This window comes from Streptomyces sp. PsTaAH-137, from assembly GCF_003259365.1.
Taxonomy (GTDB): domain Bacteria; phylum Actinomycetota; class Actinomycetes; order Streptomycetales; family Streptomycetaceae; genus Streptomyces.
Genome location: NZ_QLLY01000001.1, coordinates 123,042 through 143,897, shown reverse-complemented (window position 1 = coordinate 143,897; position 20,856 = coordinate 123,042). Strand labels below are relative to the sequence as shown.

Sequence of the window (20,856 nt, the reverse complement as noted above, 5' to 3'; positions counted from 1 at the left end):
CGGGGTGCTGCGCCCGGCAGAGTGCCGGGCGGGACGGCGGGCGGAGGTCCGGCGTCCTCCGCCCGCCGCCGTTCGGGGTGCCCTACTGGGGCAGTTCCTTGAGCTGGATGTTCCGGTAGGAGACCTGGTCGTCGGCGCCGTGGTTCTGGATGCCGATGTAGCCGTCGGTCAGGCTCCGCTCGGGGTCCTTGTTGGTGAAGTCGTTGATCTTGACTCCGTTGAGGAACACCTGGAGGCGTTCGCCCTGGACCTTGATCTCGTAGGAGTTCCACTGGCCGGGCGGGCGCAGGACCGCGTCACGGGCCTTGATGTTCGCCGCCTTGAAGGTGTAGATCGACCCGGTGGTGCGGTCGGCGGCGTCGGTGGCGTCGATCTGGATCTCGTAGCCCTTGTTCACCGCGGACCAGGGGTCGTCGGAGGCGGGGAAGCCCACGAAGACTCCGGAGTTGTCGTCGCCCCGCATCTTCCAGTCCAGCTTGAGGGAGTACGACTTCAGCTCCTTGGCCTGGTACCAGAGCAGGCCCATGCCGCCCTCGGACTCCAGCGTGCCGTCCTTGACGTTGAACTTTCCGGGGCCCGCCTGCTTCCAGCCGTCCAGGGACTGCCCGTTGAAGATCGGCCGGTAGTCCTTGTTCGGCTTGCAGTCCGCCGTGGCCTGGCCGGTGGCGTACTTCAGGCCGCCGAGCAGGTGGGTGCGGAAGGCGTCGTCGGCGTAGGACTCCTTGGTGTGGCCGAGGCCGGTGTAGAAGGAGCGGCCGCCGCCGTAGCTCTGGCACCAGGCGATCGGGTGGTCGCCCTTCATGGTGCCGCCCGAGTACGTGGTCTCGTCGAGGGTGGCCAGGACGTGGACCTTGTCGCGCGGGTTGGTGCGGTAGTTGTACAGCTCGTCGGTGCGCTCCCAGGCGTCGTCGAGGTGGGCCGTCGCCGGGTTGGTCTTGTCCTCGACGCGCACGGTGGCCTTCTGGATGGCCGGGTGCGAGTCGAAGTAGGCGCCGACGAGGCCGCCGTAGTAGGACCAGTCGTACTCGGTGTCGGCGGCGGCGTGGATGCCCATGTAGCCGCCGCCCTTGGCGATGTACTCCTCGAACGCCTTCTGCTGGGCGTCGTTCAGGACGTCACCCGTGGTGGACATGAAGACCACCGCGTCGTAGCGGGCGAGGTTGTTGGTGGTGAACTGGTCGGCGGACTCGGTGGCGTCGACGGTGATGTCACTGGACGTGCCGAGTTCCTTCAGGGCGGCGATGCCCTCGGGGATCGCGTCGTGGCGGAAGCCGGCCGTTCTGGAGAAGACGAGGACCCGCTTGGCGCCCTTCACGGGGGCGTCACTGGAGATCTCGAAGTCGTCGACGTCGTAGAGCGCGCCGTCACCGCCCTTGAAGACGAGGTACAGGTCGGTGGTCTTCTTCGGGACGTTCTTCAGCGCGACGTCGACGTTCTGGAAGGTGTCCCAGCTGCCGGTGACCGGGACGGTCGTGGAGCCCAGCAGGGTGCCGGTCGGCGAGCCGGTGCGCACCTCCAGGAAGCCGCCCGCGCCGGCGGACGAGACCCGGGCGGTGAGCTTCTTGGCGCCGGTCAGGTTGTACGGGGTGAAGGAGATCCAGTCCCCGTCGTTGATGTCGCCGACGGTCTTGCCGCCGTTGGCCGAGGTCTTGCTCTGCTGTGTGGTGCCCTGCTGCTTGCTGTAGTGCTCGGCCTGGCGGTGGCGCGGCTGGAGCTGGACCTGGTCGTGCGTGGTCAGCGCGGCCTGGCCGCCTCCGCCGCCGTCGGTGTACTCGGCGTCGAGCACGCCGTAGATGTTGGCGTTCGGGTCGTGCTCGGAGTCCGCGGGCACGGTGATGGTGCCTTCGCAGCCCTTGACCGAGGTCAGCTCGTGGGCGTGGTTGTCATGGCCCAGGAGGTAGCGCACGGTGACCTTCGAGCAGTCGATCGTGCCGTCCTCGGGGTCGCTGACGGCGACCTTGTACGGGATGGTGTCGCCGAACTTGAACAGCGAGCCGTTCGCCGGGGACTGGAACTTCACGCTGGGCGCCGTGTTGCCGACGACCACGCGGACGTTGGCGGAGCCGGTACGGCCGGTGCCGTCGTCTCCCGTGACCGTCACCGTGTACGTGCCGTCCTTGCGGTACGTGTGGCTCGGGTTCGCACCGGTCCCCTTGGAGCCGTCGCCGAAGTCCCAGCTGTAGGTGATGGGGTCGTCGTCGGCGTCGGTGCCGGTCGCCGTGAACGTGGTGCGCAGCGGCGACTGTCCGGACGTCTTGCTGGCCTTGGCCTCGACGATCGGCGAGTGACCGCCGGTGGCGTTCTCGATGCGGTACAGCGCCGAGTTCTCGTCGCCGCCGAACCAGGAGAGGCCGTAGTCGAGGACGTACAGGGCGCCGTCGGGGCCGAAGGCGCTGTCCATGACCTGGGTGCCGGTCCACGGGAAGTCGTTGATCTTCGAGACGTTGCCGTCGCCGTCCTGCTCGATCCGCTTGATCCACTGGCGGCCGAACTCGCCGGCGAAGAAGTCGCCGTCGTACTCCTCGGGGAACTTCACCGGGGAGTCCAGGTCCGCGTCGTAGCGGTAGACGGGACCGGCCATCGGCGACTCGGAGCCGGAGCCGAACTCGGGGACGCTGCCGCCGTCGTACGGGATCCAGGCGGCCTGGGCCGGCGGCAGGTCGGTGATGCCGGTGTTGTTCGGCGAGGTGTTCTTCGGCGCGGCGCAGTCGAAGGTGTCGCCGGAGGCCTTGGTGGCGAAGTCGTAGTCGACGTAGGCGTCGTTGTCGCCGGTGCAGTACGGCCAGCCGAAGTTGCCCGCCTTGGTGATCTTGGCGAACTCGACCTGGCCCGCGGGACCGCGCTTGGGGTCGGCCGCGCCGGCGTCGGGGCCGTAGTCGCCGACGTAGACGGTGCCGGTGGGCTTGTCGACGCTGATGCGGAACGGGTTGCGGAAGCCCATCGCGTAGATCTCGGGGCGGGTCTTGTCGGTGCCCGGCGCGAAGAGGTTGCCCTCGGGGATGTCGTACGTCCCGTCGGCCTTCACCTTGATGCGGAGGACCTTGCCGCGCAGGTCGTTGGTGTTGCCGGAGCTGCGCTGCGCGTCGAAGGCGGGGTTGCGGTCGGCCCGCTCGTCGATCGGGGTGTAGCCGTCGGAGGCGAAGGGGTTGGTGTCGTCGCCGGTCGACAGGTACAGGTTGCCGTCGGCGTCGAAGTCGATGTCGCCGCCGACGTGGCAGCAGGTGCCGCGCGAGGTCTTGACCTCGATGATGTTCTTCTCGCTGGCCTTGTCGAGGGTGCCGTCCTCCTTGAGGACGAAGCGGGCCAGCCGGTTCACGCCGTCGAACGCGGCGAAGTCGGCGGCGGTGCCGGTCTCCGGGGCGTCCCCGCTCGGGGTGTCGAGCGGCGGCGCGTAGTAGAGGTAGATGAACCGGTTGTCCTTGAAGCCCGGGTCGACGCCGACGCCCTGGAGGCCCTCCTCGTCGTGGCTGTACACGTCGAGCTTGCCGGCGACGGAGGTGCTGCCGCCCTCGTCGGTCAGGCGCAGGGTGCCGTCGCGGGAGGTGTGCAGGACGCTGCGGTCCGGGAGCACGGCGAGCGACATGGGCTCGCCGGTCTCGTCGGCGCCCTTGGCGAGGGTGACCTGCTGGAAGTCCGATGCGGCGGCGGGCTCGTCGGGGTGGTCCGGGTGGGCGCTGGCCGTGCCGGGCACGGAGAGCGCCAGGGACGAGCCGATCAGTACCGAACCGGTGAGCAGGGCGAGGCCGGTGCGGAATCTGGAGTGCCGGGCGGGCCCGATTCTGGTGCGCTTGCGGGTTCTGTTCTTGCTGCTGTGCACGAAAGTCCCTCCGGGAACGGGGTGGGCCGTATGGGATGGGTGCGTAGACGTGCGGTGCGGGCGCCGGGGTGCGCCGTCACCCCGGAAGGTTCATCTAGGCCATGTACACGGCAGGAAGTTAGCCGCGTTTGTCTTGCGCCGATAGACCTTGTGCACGGGTTCGTTTCTCTTTCTCCTGCCCGTGGACAAAGGGGGTTTCGGGCAGGGTTCAGCGACTGCGCGACCGTCGTGGCCGGTCGCGCAGTTCCCCGCGCCCCTTGCGGGGCGCTAGCTGCTGAAGGCCGCGTCGAAGGAGGAGGTGGGCGGGTCGAAGTCGAAGGACTTCAGGCTGCGCAGCGCCTCAGGAGCGCCCTGGAGGCGGTCCATGCCCGCGTCCTCCCACTCCACGGAGACCGGGCCCTCGTAGCCGATCGAGCGGAGCATGCGGAAGACGTCCTCCCACGGCACGTCGCCGTGTCCGGCCGAGACGAAGTCCCAGCCGCGGCGCGGGTCGCCCCACGGCAGATGGGAGCCGAGGCGGCCGTTGCGGCCGTCGAGCCGCCGGCGGGCCTCCTTGCAGTCGACGTGGTAGATGCGGTCGCGGAAGTCCCACAGGAAGCCGACCGGGTCGAGGTCCTGCCACACGAAGTGCGAGGGGTCGAAGTTGAGGCCGAAGGCCGGGCGGTGGTCGACGGCTTCGAGCGCCTTGTGCGTGGTCCAGTAGTCGTACGCGATCTCGCTCGGGTGGACCTCGTGGGCGAAGCGGACCCCTTCGGCGTCGAAGACGTCCAGGATCGGGTTCCAGCGCGTGGCGAAGTCCTCGTAGCCGCGCTCGATCATCGCCTCGGGAGCGGGCGGGAACATCGCGACGAGATGCCAGATCGAGGAGCCGGTGAAGCCGATGACCGTGTCGACGCCGAACGCGGCCGCCGCGCGGGCGGTGTCCTTGATCTCCGCGGCGGCGCGCTGCCGGACGCCCTCGGCGTCACCGTCGCCCCAGATACGGGCGGGCAGGATCGCCTCGTGGCGTTCGTCGATGATGGCGTCGCAGACGGCCTGGCCGACGAGGTGGTTGGAGATCGCCCAGCACTTGAGCCCGTACTTGTCGAGCAGCGCGTGCCGGCTGTCGAGATATCCGGGATCCTTCAGCGCCTTGTCGACCTCGAAGTGGTCTCCCCAGCAGGCGAGTTCGAGTCCGTCGTAGCCGAAGTCGCGGGCCAGACGACAGACCTCCTCCAGGGGCAGGTCCGCCCACTGACCGGTGAACAGGGTGAACTGACGTGGCACGGGTGGGCCTCCTCAGACCGGTACGGGGGTGTAGACCGAGTTCTTCGCCGCGCTCTCCTCGACGGCGGCCAGCACGCGCTGCACCTGGAGTCCGTCGGCGAACGACGGTGCCGGCTGTGCGCCTTCGGCGATCGCCCGCACCAGGTCGTGGGCCTGGTGCGTGAAGGTGTGCTCGTAGCCGAGGCCGTGGCCCGGCGGCCACCACGCCTCCAGGTAGGGGTGCTCGGGTTCGGTGACGAGGATGCGGCGGAAGCCCGCGCTGACACCGGGTTCGGTCTGGTCGTGGAAGAAGAGTTCGTTCAGGCGCTCCAGGTCGAAGGCGAGCGAGCCGCGCTCACCGTTGAGTTCGACCTTGAGGGCGTTCTTGCGGCCGGTCGCGAAGCGGGTCGCCTCGAAGGAGGCGAGGGCGCCGGAGGCGAAGCGGCCGGTGAAGAGCGCCGCGTCGTCGACGGTGACCTGGCCGAGGCCCCGCTCCCCTCCCCCGGGGCCGCCGGCCGCCGAGAGACCGGAGGAGGCGCCTGCCAGCAGCGGGCGTTCACGGACGAACGTCTCGGTGAGCGCCGACACCCCGGCCACCGGCTCGCCCGCGAGGAACTGGGCGAGATCCACGGCGTGCGCGCCGAGGTCGCCCAGGGCGCCCGAGCCCGCGTACGGCTTCTGCAGCCGCCAGGTCAGCGGGAACGAGGGGTCGACGAGCCAGTCCTGGAGATAGCTGACGCGCACGTGCCGCAGGGTGCCGAGACGCCCCTCGGCGATCATGCGGCGGGCCAGGGCGATGGCCGGGACCCGCCGGTAGTTGAAGCCGGTCATCGCCACCTGGCCGCGCCGCTGGGCGCGTTCGGCGGCCTCCGTCATCGCCTGCGCCTCCTCGACGGAGTTGGCGAGGGGCTTCTCGCACAGCACGTGCTTGCCCGCTTCCAGCGCGGCGATGGCGATCTCCGCGTGGCTGTCGCCGGGCGTGCACACATCGACGAGGTCGACGTCGTCGCGGGCGATCAGGGCCCGCCAGTCCGTCTCCGCCGCGGCCCAGCCGAGCCGGTCGGCCGCGGCGCGCACGGCCTGTCCGTCGCGGCCGCAGACCGCGGCGAGGCGCGGGGCGAGCGGCAGGTCGAAGACGCGGCCCACGGTGCGCCACCCCTGGGAGTGGGCGGCGCCCATGAACGCGTAGCCGACCATGCCGACGCCGAGGACGGGCTTCGGACCGCCGGGCGTCGCCGGCTTCATCTCCGCGTCGTCGTCACCGCCCGGTTCACGGGCCGTCGTGCCGGTGCTGCTTCCTGCCATGCCGAAGTCCTCCTCGTCCACGCCGGGTTCGCCTGATGCGCCGTGCCCGCGGGCCGCATCACTTGAAGCCGGTGGACATGTACTTGTCGATGTTCGACTCGTCGACGACGGCCGAGTACAGGGTCACGTGGGCCGGGATCTCGAACTCGGCCATGCCGCCGATCCCCTTCCCCTGGCCGAGGGCGCGGGCCAGGTCGATGGCGGACGCGGCCATCGTGGGCGGGTAGAGGACGGTGGCCTTCAGCACGCCGCGGCCGCTCTTGATCGCGTCGAACGCGGAGCGGGCGCCCGCGCCGCCGACCATCAGGAAGTCGTCGCGACCCGCCTGCTCGATGGCGCGCAGGGCGCCGACGCCCTGGTCGTCGTCGTGGTTCCAGAGCGCGTCGAAGTTTTTCTGCGCCTGGAGCAGCTGGGACATCTTGGCCTGGCCCGACTCGACCGTGAAGTCGGCGGCCTGGCGGGCCACCTTCTTGATGTTCGGGTAGTTCTTCAGGGCGTCGTCGAAGCCCTGGCTGCGCTGCTTGGTCAGTTCGAGGTTGTCGAGTCCGGCCAGCTCGACGACCTTCGCGTTCTTCTTGTCCTTGAGCTTCTCGCCGATGTAGTTGCCGGCCGACAGGCCCATGCCGTAGTTGTCGCCGCCGATCCAGCAGCGGTACGCCTGCGGGGTGTCGAAGATCCGGTCGAGGTTCACGACGGGGATGCCCGCGCGCATCGCCTTCAGGCCGACCTGGGTCAGCGCCTTGCCGTCGGCGGGCAGCACGACCAGGACGTCGACCTTCTTGTTGATGAGGGTCTCGACCTGGCCGATCTGGGCGGCCGTGTCGTTCGAGCCCTCGGTCGCCTCCAGCGTGACGTCGGAGTACTTCTTCGCCCGCTCCTTGGCGTTGTCGTTGATCGCGTTGAGCCAGCCGTGGTCGGCCTGCGGTCCCGCGAACCCGATGGTGACCTGCTTGCCCGGCTTGCTGTCCGCGACCGGCTGGTCCGCGGCCTTGCTGCCGTCGTCGCTCTTGTCGCTCGGCTCATTGCTGGTGCAGGCGGTGAGCAGGCCACCGGCGGTGACCGCGGCGGCCGCGCCGAACAGGAGGCTTCTGCGGCTCGACACGCTTGTCGGCTCTGGCATGGCGTCGTCCCTTCCCGGACTCATGAAGTGGTGTTGGCCGTACGTCGCTGAAGCAGGACGGCGGCGACGATGATCGCGCCCTTGGCGATCTGCTGCGTCGCCGTCTCCAGGTTGTTCAGCGCGAAGATGTTCTGGATCGTGATGAAGATCAGGACGCCGAGGACGGAGCCGACGATGCTGCCGCGGCCGCCGGTGAGCAGGGTGCCGCCGATGATGGCGGCAGCGATGGCGTCGAGTTCGTACAGGTTTCCGTTGGTGTTCTGGCCCGACCCGGCGAGGACGAGCAGCAGGAACGCGGCGATGCCGCAGCACAGGCCGGACAGCAGGTACAGGTACAGGCGCTGCCGGCGTACGTCGATGCCGGCCAGCCGGGCCGCCTCGGGGTTGCCGCCGACCGCGACGGAGCGGCGGCCGAACGTGGTGCGGTTCAGGACGAGCCAGCCGATGACGGTGACCGCCGCGAAGACGAGGACCAGCGGCGGGATGCCGAGGATGTAGGAGTCGCGTTCGCCGAGTTTCAGCACGCCGTCGACCGTGATCATCTGGGTCTTGCCGTCGGTGATCTGGAGGGCGAGACCGCGGCCCGATGCCAGCATCGCCAGGGTGGCGATGAAGGGGACGATGTTGCCGTACGCGACGAGGACGCCGTTCACCAGGCCGCAGCCGACGCCGACCAGGATCGCCGTGAACAGGATGCCGACGAAGCCGTACTCCTGGGTCGCCACGGTCGAGGCCCACACGCTGGCGAGCGCCACGATCGCGCCGACGGAGAGGTCGATGCCGCCGGAGATGATCACGAAGGTCATGCCGACGGTGACGACGCCGATCACGGAGGCCTGGGTCAGGATCAGCTGGACGTTGTCGCCGTCCAGGAAGCTGTCGGGCTGGGTGATGCCGCCGATGACGATCAGGGCGGCGAGGACGCCGAGCAGGGAGAGGGTGCGGATGTCTATGCGGAGGGCGCCCAGGGTGCGGGGGCGTTGTGGGGCGGCGGCGCGTTTCGGCTCCGCCGGGCGGGTGGGTGAGGCGGGGTGCGTCATGGCGCCGGGGCCCTTCTTGTGGGATGCGGCTGGGGGGTGGTCTGTGGGGTGCCGAGTGCGGGTGGTGGCGGGCTGGTCGCGCAGTTCCCCGCGCCCCTTGCGGGGGTGATCCGCCGGGTGTCAGGTGCGGGTCGTGTGTGGTTGCTCGCGCCGTTCCCCGCGCCCCTTACGGGGCTCATCCGCCCGATGTCAGGTGCGGGTCGTGTGTGGGTGCTCGCGCCGTTCCCCGCGCCCCCTACGGGGCCCTTCCGTCCGGCTTCACGTGCAGGTCGTACGTGGTTGCTCGCGCCGTTCCCCGCGCCCCTTACGGGGCTCATCCGCCCGATGTCAGGTGCGGGTCGTGTGTGGGTGCTCGCGCCGTTCCCCGCGCCCCTTACGGGGCCCATCCGTCCGGCGTCACGTGCAGGTCGTACGTGGGCGCTCGCGGCCCTTGCGGGGCTCGTCCGTCCGGGGTCATGGGCAGGGCGTGCGTGGGTGGTCACGTCGGTGCGCCCTCCATCACCAGGTCCAGGACTCGGTGTTCGGTCAGGTCGCGGGCCGGGGATTCGTGGACGATCGTTCCTTCGCGGAGGACCAGGACGCGGTCGGCCAGGCCCAGGACCTCGGGGACCTCGCTGGAGACCAGGAGGACGCCGAGGCCCTCGTCGGCCAGGCGGCGGATCACGGCGTAGAGCTCGGCGCGGGCGCCGACGTCGACGCCGCGGGTGGGCTCGTCGAGGAGGAGGACCTTGCAGCCGCGCAGCAGCCAGCGGGCGAGGACCGCCTTCTGCTGGTTGCCGCCGGACAGCGTACGGACGGGGGCCGACGGGTTGTCCGGGCGGATGTGGAGCTCGCGGGTGGCCTCCAGCGCCGCCGTGCGTTCGCCGCGCCGGTCGAGCCAGCCGGCGCGCGCGAAGCGGGACATGGAGGAGACGGAGACGTTGCGGGTCACCGACTCCAGCATCAGCAGGGCCTGCGCCTTGCGTTCCTCGGGGGCGAGCCCGAGACCCGCGCGGACCGCGGCGCGGACGCTGCCGGTCCGCAACTCCGCGCCGTCCACGGTGATCTGACCTGACGTCGGCTTGCGGGCGCCGTAGATCGTCTCCAGGATCTCGGAGCGGCCGGAGCCGACCAGACCGGCAAGGCCGACGATCTCGCCGGGGCGCACGTCGAGGTCGAGCGGGGCGAACTCACCGGCGCGGGACAGGTTCCGCGCCCTCAGAACGGGCTCGGCGGTGGCGGCCGTGGCCGGCCGGTCCGGGAAGACGTACTCCACGGTGCGGCCCGTCATCAGGGCGACCACGTCACGGGTCGGAGTATCCTTCGCCGGGAGTCCGTCGGCCACCGCGCGGCCGTCCTTGAGGACCGTGACCCGGTCGCCGATGCGGCGGATCTCCTCCAGGCGGTGCGAGATGTAGACGACGGCGACGCCGTCCGCGGTGAGGTTCGCGACGATGCGGAAGAGGTTGTCGACCTCGTCGGGGTCGAGCGCGGCCGACGGCTCGTCCATGACGATCAGACGCACGTCGTGGGAGAGGGCGCGGGCCATGGAGACGATCTGCTGCCCGGCGGCCGGAAGATCGCCGACCAGAGTGCCCGGATCGATCTCGCCGTGCCCAAGTCGCTTGAGCAGTGAGGCCGTTGAAGTCTTGGCGTCGCGGCGGCGTACGACGAATCCGGCCGCTGTCGGCTCGTGCCCGAGGTGGACGTTCTCGGCCACCGACAGGTGCTGCACCAGGTCCAGTTCCTGGTAGATGGTGGCGATTCCGAGACGCATCGCGGCGATCGGCGAGCGCAGAGTGACCGTTTCTCCGCGCCAGGTGATGGTTCCCTCGTCGGGCTGGTGGGCGCCGGCGAGGACCTTGATCAGGGTGGATTTGCCCGCGCCGTTCTGGCCGAGCAGGCAGTGCACTTCACCCGCGCGGACCTCCAGGTCCACGCCGTCGAGGGCGCGGACACCGGGGAACGACTTGGTGATGCCGGACATGGTGAGCAGCGGCAATTCTGGTGCCGGTGGTTCCTGTGGTGCCTGAGATGCCGATGGTGCCGTGGGTGCCATGGCGGTTCCCCTATGAACGGGTGCGGGCCGGGTTCAGGGCAGAGCAGGGCGGAACAGGGTGCGACGGAACGAGGTGCGGCGGAGCAAGGGTGCGGCAGGGCAGGGCGGAGCAGAGCGCTGTACTGAGATGCCGGTCCCGCGGCGATGGATGGTTCCGCGGGTGAAGGTGTCGCTACGCGGGTGAGAAGAGATGGTCGCTGATCAGGCGGGCCCCGCCGATGACTCCGGCGGTGGGGCCCAACTCCCCGAGGACGATGGGGAGGTTGCCGGTGGCCAGTGGCAGTGACTGGCGGTAGACCTGGGTGCGCAGCGCGGCGAGGAGGGTGTGACCGAGTCCGGTGACACCTCCGCCGATGACGACCAGGCCGGGGTTGAAGAAGCTGACGAGCGATGCGATGACCTGACCGGTACGGTTGCCGCCCTCGCGGATCAGGTCGAGGGAGGTGCCGTCACCGGTGGCCGCCGCCACCGCGACGTCGGAGGCGCTGAGCCGGCCCGAGGCTTCCAGCCGGGTGGCCAGTTCGGGTGAGCGGCCGTCGCGGGCGGCCTCCTCGGCGTCGCGGGCGAGCGCCGCGCCGCTGAAGTAGGCCTCCAGGCAGCCCTTGTTGCCGCAGGCGCACTGGCGGCCGTCGGGCTCGACCTGGATGTGCCCGATGTCGCCCGCGGAGCCGGTCGTGCCGCGGTAGACCTCGCCGCCGACGACGATGCCGCAGCCGATACCGGTACCGATCTTGACGCAGAGGAAGTCGCGGGCGGTGCGGGCGACGCCCGCGTGCTGCTCGCCCATCGCCATCAGGTTCACGTCGTTGTCGACCATCACCGGGCAGCCCAGGTCCTGGCTGAGCGCCTCGCGGACCGGGAAGCCGTCCCAGCCGGGCATGATCGGCGGGGCGACCGGGACGCCCTCGGGGAAGCGGACCGGACCAGGCACGCCGATGCCTGCTCCGTCGAATCCCTCGGCGAGCCCGGAAGCCCTCAACTTGGCTGCCATGGCGAGTACTTGCTCGAAGACCGCGACCGGCCCCTCGCGAACGTCCATGGGCTGGTTGATGTGTCCGAGCACCTCCAACTCGGCGTTGGTGACCGCGACATCGACCGAGGTCGCGCCGATGTCCACACCGAGGAAGCGGAGTTCGGGTGCGAGCCGGATGTTGTGGGAGCGGCGGCCGCCGCGCGATGCGGCGAGTCCGTCGGCGACCACGAGTCCGGTCTCCAGAAGCCGGTCCACCTCGACGGCCAGCTTCGACCGCGAGAGGTCGACCTGATCGCCCAGCTGGGCACGGGAGTTGGGCCCGCCGTCACGCAGCAGTCGCAGCAGTCGCGCCTGATGCGCGTTCGCGGGCCGAGCCGTCATGCGTCTCACGTGCCCCTCCCCGCCTCTTCGGGCTCCGTCGGACCGTCGCTCGTGTCCGCCGGCGTCGCGCCCGGCAGCTCCGTCCGGCTTTCGATGGGGAACGTAGCAGTGGCTGCCGGGAGTGGGAAGAAGTTGCACAGGAATTACCCATGACTTTCTCCCGTCACAGGACAAAGCCCGGTCCTGAACATCTTCCGGCGCCCGGCCCGTAGGCTGTCCGCCGCCACAACGCGCCACGTCGGAGGGGGTCCGGGGGATGACACCGGAGGCGGCATCGCCGCAGCACGCAGACATATCGGCCGCACGGGGTGCGGAGGGCCCGCAGCCCGTCACCACGCTCGAGTTGTTCTTCGATCTGGTCTTCGTCTACACCCTGACCCAGCTCACCGTGGTCATCGCCCACGATCTGACCTGGTCCACGGCGGTCCGCGTCACGCTGCTCTTCGCCGTGATCTATTGGATGTACTCGGCCTACGCGTACCTCACCAACCAGGTGCCCCCGGACCGGCCGTCCCGGCGGCTGCTGATGCTGTTCGGCATGGGGGCGTTCATGATCTGCGCCCTGTCCATCCCGCACGTCTTCGACCCGGACTCGAACGCGGGCGTCGTCTTCGGCCTCGGATTCCTGCTGGTCGTCCTCGTGCACAGCGTGCTGTACACGCGCAGCCACGGCGGCGATGTCATCTGGTACGCCGTGCCCAACTCCCTGGCCGCGCTGGCCGTCACCGGCGCGGGCGTGTGGTCGGGGCCGCTCGCCGACGGGCTGTGGGTGCTGGCGATCGTGGTGCAGTTCCTGACGCCGCGCATCGCGGAGTACGGTCCGGCGCGGCGCAGCAGCCGGTCCACGTCCGAACTCCGCGCCCAGTTGGGCGAGTTGCATCCGGGGCACTTCGTGGAGCGGCACGGTCTGCTGCTCATCGTGTCGTTCGGCGAGTCCGTCATCGCGATCGGGGTGGGGATCGGCGATCTGCCGTTCACAGCGGGCGTGTTCAGCGGGGTCTTCCTCGCGCTCACACTCGCCGGGGCGCTGTGGTGGACGTACTTCGTGCGGGACGAGGGCGGCGCCGAGCACGCGTTCGCGGCGACACCGCCCGAGCGGCGCTGGTGGCTGGCGATGATCGCGTACTACTACGCGTTCCTGCCGATGCTGCTCGGTGTGGCGTTCCTGGCCGCCGGGATCAAGAAGGCCCTCGGGCACATCGGCGAGCCGCTGCACACCGGTCCCGCCTTCGCGCTGGCCGGTGGTGTGGCGCTGTTCCTCGCCGGTGACGTGGCGTTCCGCGCGTCGATGCGGCTGTTCCCCGTGGGGTTCCGGGCGGCGGCCGTTCCGGTGGTGCTCGCGACGGCGGTGCTCGGCATTCACATCTCGGCACTGGCTCAACTCCTGTGTCTCGTAGTGTCCTTGGTGCTCATGCTGGCCGCCGAGGCGCGCTGGTCGCCGTGTGCGGCACGGACCGAGACAGGCGAGGCAGGGGAAACCGCATGATTCTCGTGACAGGTGCGACGGGGAACGTCGGCTCGCAGGTGGCCCGCGCGGTCGCGGCGACCGGCACTCCGGTACGGGCCCTGAGCCGTTCCGGAGCGACGGAGGGGCTGCCGCCCGGGGTCGAGGCGGTGGCCGGCGACCTGAACCGGTTCGAGACGGTGCGGCCCGCGCTGTCCGGTGTGACCGGTGTGTTTCTGCTGCCCGGTTACGCGGGGCAGCGGCAGATCCTCGCGGACGCGCGGGTGGCCGGGGTGCGGCGGGTGGTCCTGCTGTCCAGCAGTTCGGTACCGGGCGGCGAGGAGTCGAACGCCGTCACCCGCTACATGATGGAGGCCGAGGCCGCGGTCCGGGCCTCCGGGATCGCCTGGACGTTTCTGCGGCCCTGCGCGTTCATGTCCAACGCCTTCGAGTGGGTGGAGCAGCTGCGCAAGGGCGACTTGGTGCGGGCCGCGTTCCCCTCGGTGCGGGCGGCCGTCGTGGATCCGTACGACATCGGTGAGGTGGCGGCCCGGGTACTGGTCTCGGGCGGGTACGACGGGCGGGCGCTCGCGCTGTCGGGGCCGGAGGCGCTGACGCCGGGTGAGCGGGTGCGCGTTCTCGGGGAGGTGCTCGGGCGGGCGCTGCGGTTCGAGGGGCTGTCCGAGGAGGAGGCTCGGGCTGATCTTTCGGCGCGGATGCCTGCGGCTTTTGTCGATGCGTTCTTTCGGTTCTACGGGGAGGGGACGTTGGACGAGTCTCCCGTGCGGGACACCGTGGAGAAGGTCACGGGGCGGGCGCCCCGGGCCTTCTCGGAGTGGGGCGCCGAGCATGCCGGGGTGTTCGGCGGGCGGTAGCCCGGGTGGGTGCGGGTCGTGGTTGGTTGAGCGCGCCCCTGCGGCGGAGCCGCATATCGACACCGCCACGCGCCCCTTACGGGGCTTTTCAGTCCCTGTCCCGGTGGTGATACGTCTCCCGTGTGTGTTCCGTGTGGGTGCGCATGATCGATGTGGCGCGGGACTCGTCGCGGGCCGAGATGGCCGCGATGAGTTCGCGGTGTTCGATCCAGGACTGCTTGCCGCGCTGGCGGGCGACCGGCTGGTAGTACCAGCGGACCCGGCGGTCGACCTGGCCGGCCAGTTCGGCGAGGACGACGTTGCCCGCCAGCTCCATGACCTTCGCGTGGAACGCGGCGTTGGTCGCGACGACCAGGTCCACGTCCCCGTCAGCCACGGCCCGCTCGCCCTTGGCGCACAGGTCCTCCAGGGCGGTGATCCCGGTCTTGCCCGCGTTGGCCGCCGCGAGCCGGGCCGCCTCGGCCTCCAACAGTGTACGGACCGCAAGGAGTTGGTCGGCCTCCTCCTCCGTGGGCTCGTGCACGAAGGCGCCCTGGGCCGGGCGCAGGTCCACCCAGCCCTCGGTGTTCAGCCGCTGCAGCGCCTCGCGCACCGGCTGACGGGAGACGCCCAGATGTCCGGCGAGCTCGCTCTCGACCAGGTGCTGACCGGGCTGCAGGGCGCGCGTGGTGATGAGCTCCAGCAACGCCTCGTAGACCCGCTCGCGCAGCGGTCCGGGGCGCTCCAGCTTGGGCACGGCCCCCTGCGGCAGTCCTGTGGACAACATCGCGGTCCCCCTACGATTCCGACGGATTGTCTTTGGAATACAGTTTACCGAGCACAATCGCTACAGCCAGGGGCAGTTGGACTCGTCACATCCGGACGCCCCGGGTACCCCTGGAATCCGTACGTCACGGGCAGCGCACGACCTGGCCGGCGTAGGAGAGATTTCCGCCGAAGCCGAAGAGCAGCGCGGGTTCTCCGCTCTCCACCTCGCCGCGCTCGACCAGCTTGGACAGGGCCATCGGGATGCTCGCGGCGGAGGTGTTGCCGGAGTCGACGACGTCCCGGGCGATCACCGCGTTCACGGCACCGATCTTCTCCGCGAGGGGTTCGATGATGCGCAGGTTCGCCTGGTGCAGGACGACGGCGGCCAGGTCGGCCGGGGCGAGGCCGGCCCGTGCGCAGGCCTCGCGGGCCAGCGGCGGCAGGGAGCGGGTGGCCCAGCGGTAGACGGACTGGCCCTCCTGGGCGAAGCGGGCGGGTTCGCCCTCGATGCGTACGGCGTTGCCCATCTCCGGGACCGAGCCCCACAGGACCGGGCCGATGCCGGGCTCCGCCCCCTCCGCGCACGGCTCGATCACGACGGCGCCCGCGCCGTCGCCGGTCAGCACGCACGTGGTGCGGTCGGTCCAGTCGGTGACGGCGGACATCTTGTCGGCGCCGACGACCAGGGCGCGGCGGGCGGCCCCGGCGCGCAGCGTGTGGTCGGCGGTGGCGAGGGCGTGCGTGAATCCGGCGCACACGACGTTCAGGTCGAGGGCGGCCGGCGACGGGACGCCGAGGCGGTGGGCGACGCGGGCCGCCATGTTGGGTGAGCGGTCGACGGCGGTGGAGGTCGCGACGATCACCAGGTCCACGGCGTCGGCGGTCAGGCCCGCCGCGGCCAGCGCCTTGGCGGCGGCGTGCGCGGCGAGCTCGTCGACCGGTTCGTCGGGGCCCGCGATGTGCCGGGTGCGGATGCCGACGCGCGAGCGGATCCACTCGTCGTTGGTGTCGACCATGCCCGCCAGATCCTCGTTGGTCAGGATCTTGGCGGGCTGGTAGTGGCCGATGCCGACGATGCGCGAACCGTTCATGGAGGGTCCCCTCATGTGCCTTGCCCGCGGGCCCTGTGTCCCCGTCCGAGCTGCGGACATTCCAGTCTGGTCAGCGACCGGCGAGTAACCGGTGACGTATGCGACAGGAATGCGGGGCAAGGCTTGGAGAGTTCCGACCGATCGGCCGGGCGATCAGCCCGTGAAGAGCTGTGTGGCCTTTTGCACCAGTTCGTACAGTCCGTAGGCGAGGGGGGCGCCCACCCAGAGCCAGGCGACGGCGATGAGGGCGCGGCGCCTAGGCGGATTGCTGCTGGTCTCGGGCGGTGCTGGCTGCGTCATCGGCGGGCTCCCTGGGGGCGGGTACGTGGTGGTGGCGGGCGTGGACCGGTCGTACGAGTTCGTTGGCGACGAAGCCGACGACGAGCAGGCCGATCATGATGATGAGCGACAGGCCGTAGAGGGACGCGCCGTGCTTGCCCGCGCTCTCCTGGCTGTCGGCGATCCGGTTGACGATGAGCGGGCCGAGGACGCCGGCCGTGGACCAGGCCGTGAGCAGGCGGCCGTGGATGGCGCCCACCTGGTAGGTGCCGAAGAGGTCCTTCAGGTAGGCGGGGATGGTCGCGAAGCCGCCTCCGTAGAAGGAGAGGATCACGAGGGCGCAGAGCACGAAGAGGGGTTTCGAGGAGTCGCCCCACAGGGCGATGAGGAGGTACATCAGGGCGCCCACGCCGAGGTACAGGCGGTACACGTTCTTGCGGCCGATGAGATCCGAGGTGGAGGACCAGCCGATGCGGCCCGCCATGTTCGCGGCGGAGAGCAGGGCGACGAAGCCCGCGGCGGCGGAGGCCGACACGGGGGTGCTGGAGTCCTGGAAGAAGTCGGTGATCATCGGGGCGGCTTTTTCGAGGATGCCGATACCGGCGGTCACGTTCATGCAGAGGACGAGCCAGAGGCACCAGAACTGGGGGGTGCGGATGGCCTGGTTCGCCGACACCTGCGGGCCGGTGGCGGCCTGGCGCGCGGCTCCCCGCGCCTCCGGCGTACCGGACGGGACGCGGATCAGGAACACGCCCAGCGACATGAAGACCGCGTACACCACGCCGTGCACCAGGAAGGCCAGTTCCAGGCCACCGTTGCCCGAGCCGAACGACTCCAGCATCTGGGCGCTCCACGGGGAGGCGATCAGCGCGCCGCCGCCGAAGCCCATGATCGCGATGCCGGTCGCCATGCCGGGACGGTCGGGGAACCACTTGATCAGCGTGGAGACCGGCGAGATGTACCCGATGCCGAGGCCGATGCCGCCGACGAAGCCGTAGCCGAGGACGATCAGCCAGAACTGTTCGAGTCCCGCGCCCAGCGCGGATATCAGGAAGCCGGACGAGAAGCAGACGAGGGCGACGGTCATCGCCCAGCGCGGTCCGTTGCGCTCGACGAGCGTGCCGCCGAACGCCGCGGAGAGACCGAGCATCACGATGGCCAGCTGGAACGGCAGCGCGCTCTGCGTGCCGCTCACATGCAGGGCGTCCTCGACGGCGGGTTTGAAGACGCTCCAGGCGTAGGCCTGGCCGATGGACAGATGGACCGCGAGAGCGGCCGGGGGGACGAGCCAGCGGCTCCAGCCGGGGGGTGCAACAGGGGGCCTCATGATCCAGAACCGTAGGCAGGGCCAAGGGGGTTGGGAAGAGGGAGAACTCGATTGGTCGACGGTATGCAATGAACCTGCACATCCCTGCGCGGAGTCTTGTCGACCCAACTTCCATACTGTAGACAATATTCCATCGACTCAGTCGGCTCGTTCTCCTGAGATTCGGCTCCTCCGGACCGCCACCGCCCGTGCGAGCGGGTCGGATCCGGCACCCTCGACCGAACGGAGCGCTCCAGTGAAAGTCGCAGTCCTCGGCGCCGGAGCGATCGGCGCCTATGTCGGAGCCGCGCTGCACCGTGCGGGCGCCGACGTCCATCTCGTCGCCCGTGGACCGCACTTGGCCGCCATGCGGCGGGACGGTGTCCGGGTCAGCAGTCCGCGCGGCGACTTCACCGCCCGGGTCCACGCCACCGACGACCCGTCCGACATCGGTCCGGTCGACCATGTCTTCCTGGGCCTGAAGGCCACCTCGTACGCGGCGTGCGGGCCGCTGATCGAGCCCCTTCTGCACGCCCGTACGTCGGTGATCGCGGCGCAGAACGGCATCCCCTGGTGGTACTTCCACGGGCACGGCGGCCCGCACGACGGGCACCGGCTCGACAGTGTCGATCCGCAGGGCGCGGTCAGTGCGGTGCTCGCGCCCGAGCGGGCGATCGGCTGCGTCGTGTACGCCGCAACAGAGCTTTCCGGGCCGGGAGTTGTCCGGCATCTCGAAGGCACCCGGTTCTCCGTCGGGGAGCCGGACCGGAGCAGGTCGGCGCGGTGCGTGGAGTTCAGCGACGCGATGAAGGCCGGTGGCCTGAAGTGCCCCGTCGAACCCGATCTGCGGGCCGACATCTGGATCAAGCTGCTCGGCAACATCTCGTTCAACCCGATCAGTGCACTGGTGCGCGCCACGATGCGGCAGATGTGCCGGCACGGCGGGACTCGCCGGGTCATCGAGATCATGATGACCGAGACGCTGGCCGTCGCCGCGGCTCTCGGCTGCCGCCCGGACATCTCCGTCGAGCGGCGGCTCGCCGGTGCCGAGCGGGTCGGCGACCACCGCACCTCCACCCTCCAGGACCTGGAGCGCGGAAAGCCCCTGGAACTGGACGTGTTGTTGGCCGCGGTGGTGGAGCTGGCCGACATCACCGGCGTCGAGGTGCCGACCCTGCGCACCGTGCACGCCCTCTCGGATCTGCTCGCCCACGGCATGAGGAGGGACGCCGCATGAAGCAGAGTCGCCGCACGAGCGACCGTACCCCGAAGAGCTACACCCGGCTCACGCATCCGCTGCTGCGCGAGGTGCCGGGCGACCGTGACTCACCCTTCAGACAGGCGACTTGGGACGAGGCACTGGACGCTGCGGCGGCCGGGTTCCGGCGGGCGCGGGCCGCGCACGGGCCGGACTCGTTCGCGATGCTGTCCTGCGCCCGCGCCACGAACGAGATGAACTTCGTGGCGCAGAAGTTCACCCGGGTCGTCATGGGCACCAACAACGTCGACTCCTGCAACCGGACGTGTCACGCGCCGAGCGTGGCCGGCCTCTCCGCCGTCTTCGGCTCGGGCGGCGGCACCTCCTCGTACGAGGAGGTCGAGCACACGGACCTGATCGTGATGTGGGGCTCCAACGCCCGTTTCGCGCACCCGATCTTCTTCCAGTACGTGCTGCGCGGGATCCGCAACGGCGCCCGGATGTACGCCGTCGACCCGCGCCGCACGTCGACCGCCGAGTGGGCGGAGAGCTGGCTCGGGCTCAACGTCGGTACGGACATTCCGCTGGCGCACGCCGTCGCCCGCGAGATCATCGCCGCCGATCTGCACAACAAGGCGTTCGTGGAACGGGCGACGACCGGGTTCGCGGAGTTCAAGGCGCTGGTCGAGCCGTGGACCCTGTCCCTCGCCGAGAAGGTCACCGGTGTCCCGGCGGCGGCCGTCAGGGATCTCGCGCACGCCTATGCGACGGCCGAACGCGCCCAGCTGTGCTGGACGTTGGGCATCACCGAGCACCACAACGGAACCGACAACGTCCGCGCGCTGATCAACCTGTCGTTGCTGACCGGGCACGTCGGCCGGTACGGCGCCGGGGTGCAGCCGCTGCGCGGGCAGAACAACGTGCAGGGCGGCGGCGACATGGGCGCCATCCCCAACCGGCTGCCCGGCTTCCAGGACATCCTCGACGACGGGCACCGGCTGAAGTTCGAACGGGCCTGGGACACCGTCATCCAGCCGCGCTACGGCATGACGCTCACCGACATGTTCGAGGCGATGGAGCACGGCTCCCTGCACGCCGTGTACTGCATCGGGGAGAACCCGGCCCAGTCGGAGGCCGACAGCGAGCAGGCGGCGCGCCGGCTCGCCGCGCTCGACCATCTGGTGGTGCAGGACATCTTCCTGACGAAGACCGCGGAGATGGCCGACGTCGTACTGCCCGCCACCGCCTCGTGGGCGGAGACCGAGGGCACCACCACCAACAGCGAGCGCCGGGTCCAGCGGGTGCGGGCCGCGCTGCGGGCACCGGGCGAGGCACGAGAGGACATCGACATCATCTGCGACGTGGCCGCGCGGCTCGGGCACGACTGGAAGTACCCGGACGCGGAGACGGTCTGGAACGAGCTGCGCGCCCTGTCCCCCGACCACTTCGGGATGACCTACGACCGGCTCGACGCGCACCAGGGGCTGCAGTGGCCGTGCCCGGACGTCGACGAACTGCCGTCGTCGTTCCTGCACGGGCGGCTGTGGGAGACCGATCCCGAACAGCGCGGCCGCCGGGCGCCGTTCGGGCTCGTCGAGCACGATCCGCCGGTCGACCTGACCGACGAGGCGTACCCGATCCGGCTGACCACCGGGCGCCGCCTCGACTCGTACAACACCGGTGTGCAGAGCGGGAGTTTCGCCTCGCCGCTGCGCCGCGGCGAGTACGTCGAGCTGTGCCCGGAGGACGCAGAGCGGTACGGCGTCGTCGTCGGCGAGCAGGTCCGGGTGTCGTCCCGACGCGGCGTGGTGACCGCGCCGGTCTGGGTCGATCCGGGGCTGCGGCCCGGGCTCGCCTTCATGACCATGCACTTCCCCGACGAGGTGGACACCAACGCGCTGACGATCGAGGCCAATTGCCCGATCGCCGGGACGGCGGAGTTCAAGGCGTCGGCGATCCGGATCGAGAAGCTGACCGCACAGGGAGTGAGGGGCTGA

General features: G+C 70.3%; 14 protein-coding genes. 4 read left to right on the top strand and 10 right to left on the bottom strand.

What is annotated here, in order from left to right; translation table 11 throughout:
- Positions 1-82: 82 nt before the first annotated feature.
- The 7 genes from K377_RS00580 to K377_RS00550 all read right to left on the bottom strand — a co-directional run bounded on the left by K377_RS00580 (position 83) and on the right by K377_RS00550 (position 11,919).
- Positions 83-3,817 (bottom strand): ThuA domain-containing protein, encoded by a 3,735-nt coding sequence (locus tag K377_RS00580; RefSeq protein WP_375605887.1) that lies wholly within the window; start codon positions 3,815-3,817, stop codon positions 83-85.
- A gap of 267 nt (positions 3,818-4,084) precedes the next feature.
- Positions 4,085-5,083, bottom strand: a complete 999-nt coding sequence (locus K377_RS00575) for a sugar phosphate isomerase/epimerase (RefSeq protein WP_111661056.1) — start codon at positions 5,081-5,083, stop codon at positions 4,085-4,087.
- A gap of 12 nt (positions 5,084-5,095) precedes the next feature.
- Entirely contained in the window at positions 5,096-6,307 is a 1,212-nt protein-coding gene (locus K377_RS00570) for a Gfo/Idh/MocA family protein (protein WP_111661584.1), read from the bottom strand.
- A 118-nt stretch (positions 6,308-6,425) separates the two neighbouring features.
- Entirely contained in the window at positions 6,426-7,487 is a 1,062-nt protein-coding gene (locus K377_RS00565; RefSeq protein ID WP_111661055.1) for a substrate-binding domain-containing protein, read from the bottom strand.
- A gap of 20 nt (positions 7,488-7,507) precedes the next feature.
- A complete protein-coding gene (locus K377_RS00560; RefSeq protein WP_111661054.1) occupies positions 7,508-8,527 on the bottom strand; it encodes an ABC transporter permease in 1,020 nt (339 codons plus the stop codon).
- A gap of 478 nt (positions 8,528-9,005) precedes the next feature.
- Positions 9,006-10,493, bottom strand: coding sequence for a sugar ABC transporter ATP-binding protein (locus K377_RS00555; RefSeq protein WP_111661583.1), 1,488 nt, complete (start codon positions 10,491-10,493; stop codon positions 9,006-9,008).
- A gap of 244 nt (positions 10,494-10,737) precedes the next feature.
- Positions 10,738-11,919 (bottom strand): ROK family transcriptional regulator, encoded by a 1,182-nt coding sequence (locus K377_RS00550; protein WP_111661053.1) that lies wholly within the window; start codon positions 11,917-11,919, stop codon positions 10,738-10,740.
- Between the two features lie 256 nt (positions 11,920-12,175).
- Here K377_RS00550 and K377_RS00545 point away from each other — a divergent pair, with 256 nt between their 5' ends.
- Together K377_RS00545 and K377_RS00540 are read left to right on the top strand one after the other, a co-directional pair.
- Positions 12,176-13,405: a low temperature requirement protein A gene (locus tag K377_RS00545; RefSeq protein WP_111661052.1), complete on the top strand. Its 1,230-nt coding sequence runs from the start codon at positions 12,176-12,178 to the stop codon at positions 13,403-13,405.
- Positions 13,402-14,238 carry an NAD(P)H-binding protein gene (locus K377_RS00540; RefSeq protein WP_111661051.1) on the top strand — a complete coding sequence of 279 codons (837 nt, stop codon included), beginning with the start codon at positions 13,402-13,404 and terminating at the stop codon, positions 14,236-14,238. The genes K377_RS00545 and K377_RS00540 overlap by 4 nt, the downstream gene beginning before the upstream one ends.
- 88 nt (positions 14,239-14,326) lie before the next feature.
- On the opposite strand, the gene K377_RS00535 is transcribed toward K377_RS00540, so the two are convergent.
- The 3 genes from K377_RS00535 to K377_RS00525 all read right to left on the bottom strand — a co-directional run bounded on the left by K377_RS00535 (position 14,327) and on the right by K377_RS00525 (position 17,682).
- A complete protein-coding gene (locus K377_RS00535; protein ID WP_111661050.1) occupies positions 14,327-15,004 on the bottom strand; it encodes a GntR family transcriptional regulator in 678 nt (225 codons plus the stop codon).
- A 124-nt stretch (positions 15,005-15,128) separates the two neighbouring features.
- Positions 15,129-16,076 (bottom strand): beta-ketoacyl-ACP synthase III, encoded by a 948-nt coding sequence (locus K377_RS00530; protein ID WP_111661049.1) that lies wholly within the window; start codon positions 16,074-16,076, stop codon positions 15,129-15,131.
- Positions 16,077-16,332: 256 nt separating this feature from the next.
- Complete coding sequence (locus tag K377_RS00525) at positions 16,333-17,682, bottom strand: OFA family MFS transporter (protein WP_111661048.1); 1,350 nt, start codon at positions 17,680-17,682, stop codon at positions 16,333-16,335.
- A gap of 235 nt (positions 17,683-17,917) precedes the next feature.
- Between K377_RS00525 and K377_RS00520 the strand changes: the two genes are divergently transcribed.
- A complete protein-coding gene (locus K377_RS00520) occupies positions 17,918-18,898 on the top strand; it encodes a 2-dehydropantoate 2-reductase (RefSeq protein ID WP_111661047.1) in 981 nt (326 codons plus the stop codon).
- On the top strand, positions 18,895-20,856 hold the full coding sequence (locus K377_RS00515; protein WP_111661046.1) for a molybdopterin oxidoreductase family protein: 1,962 nt from the start codon (positions 18,895-18,897) through the stop codon (positions 20,854-20,856). The genes K377_RS00520 and K377_RS00515 overlap by 4 nt, the downstream gene beginning before the upstream one ends.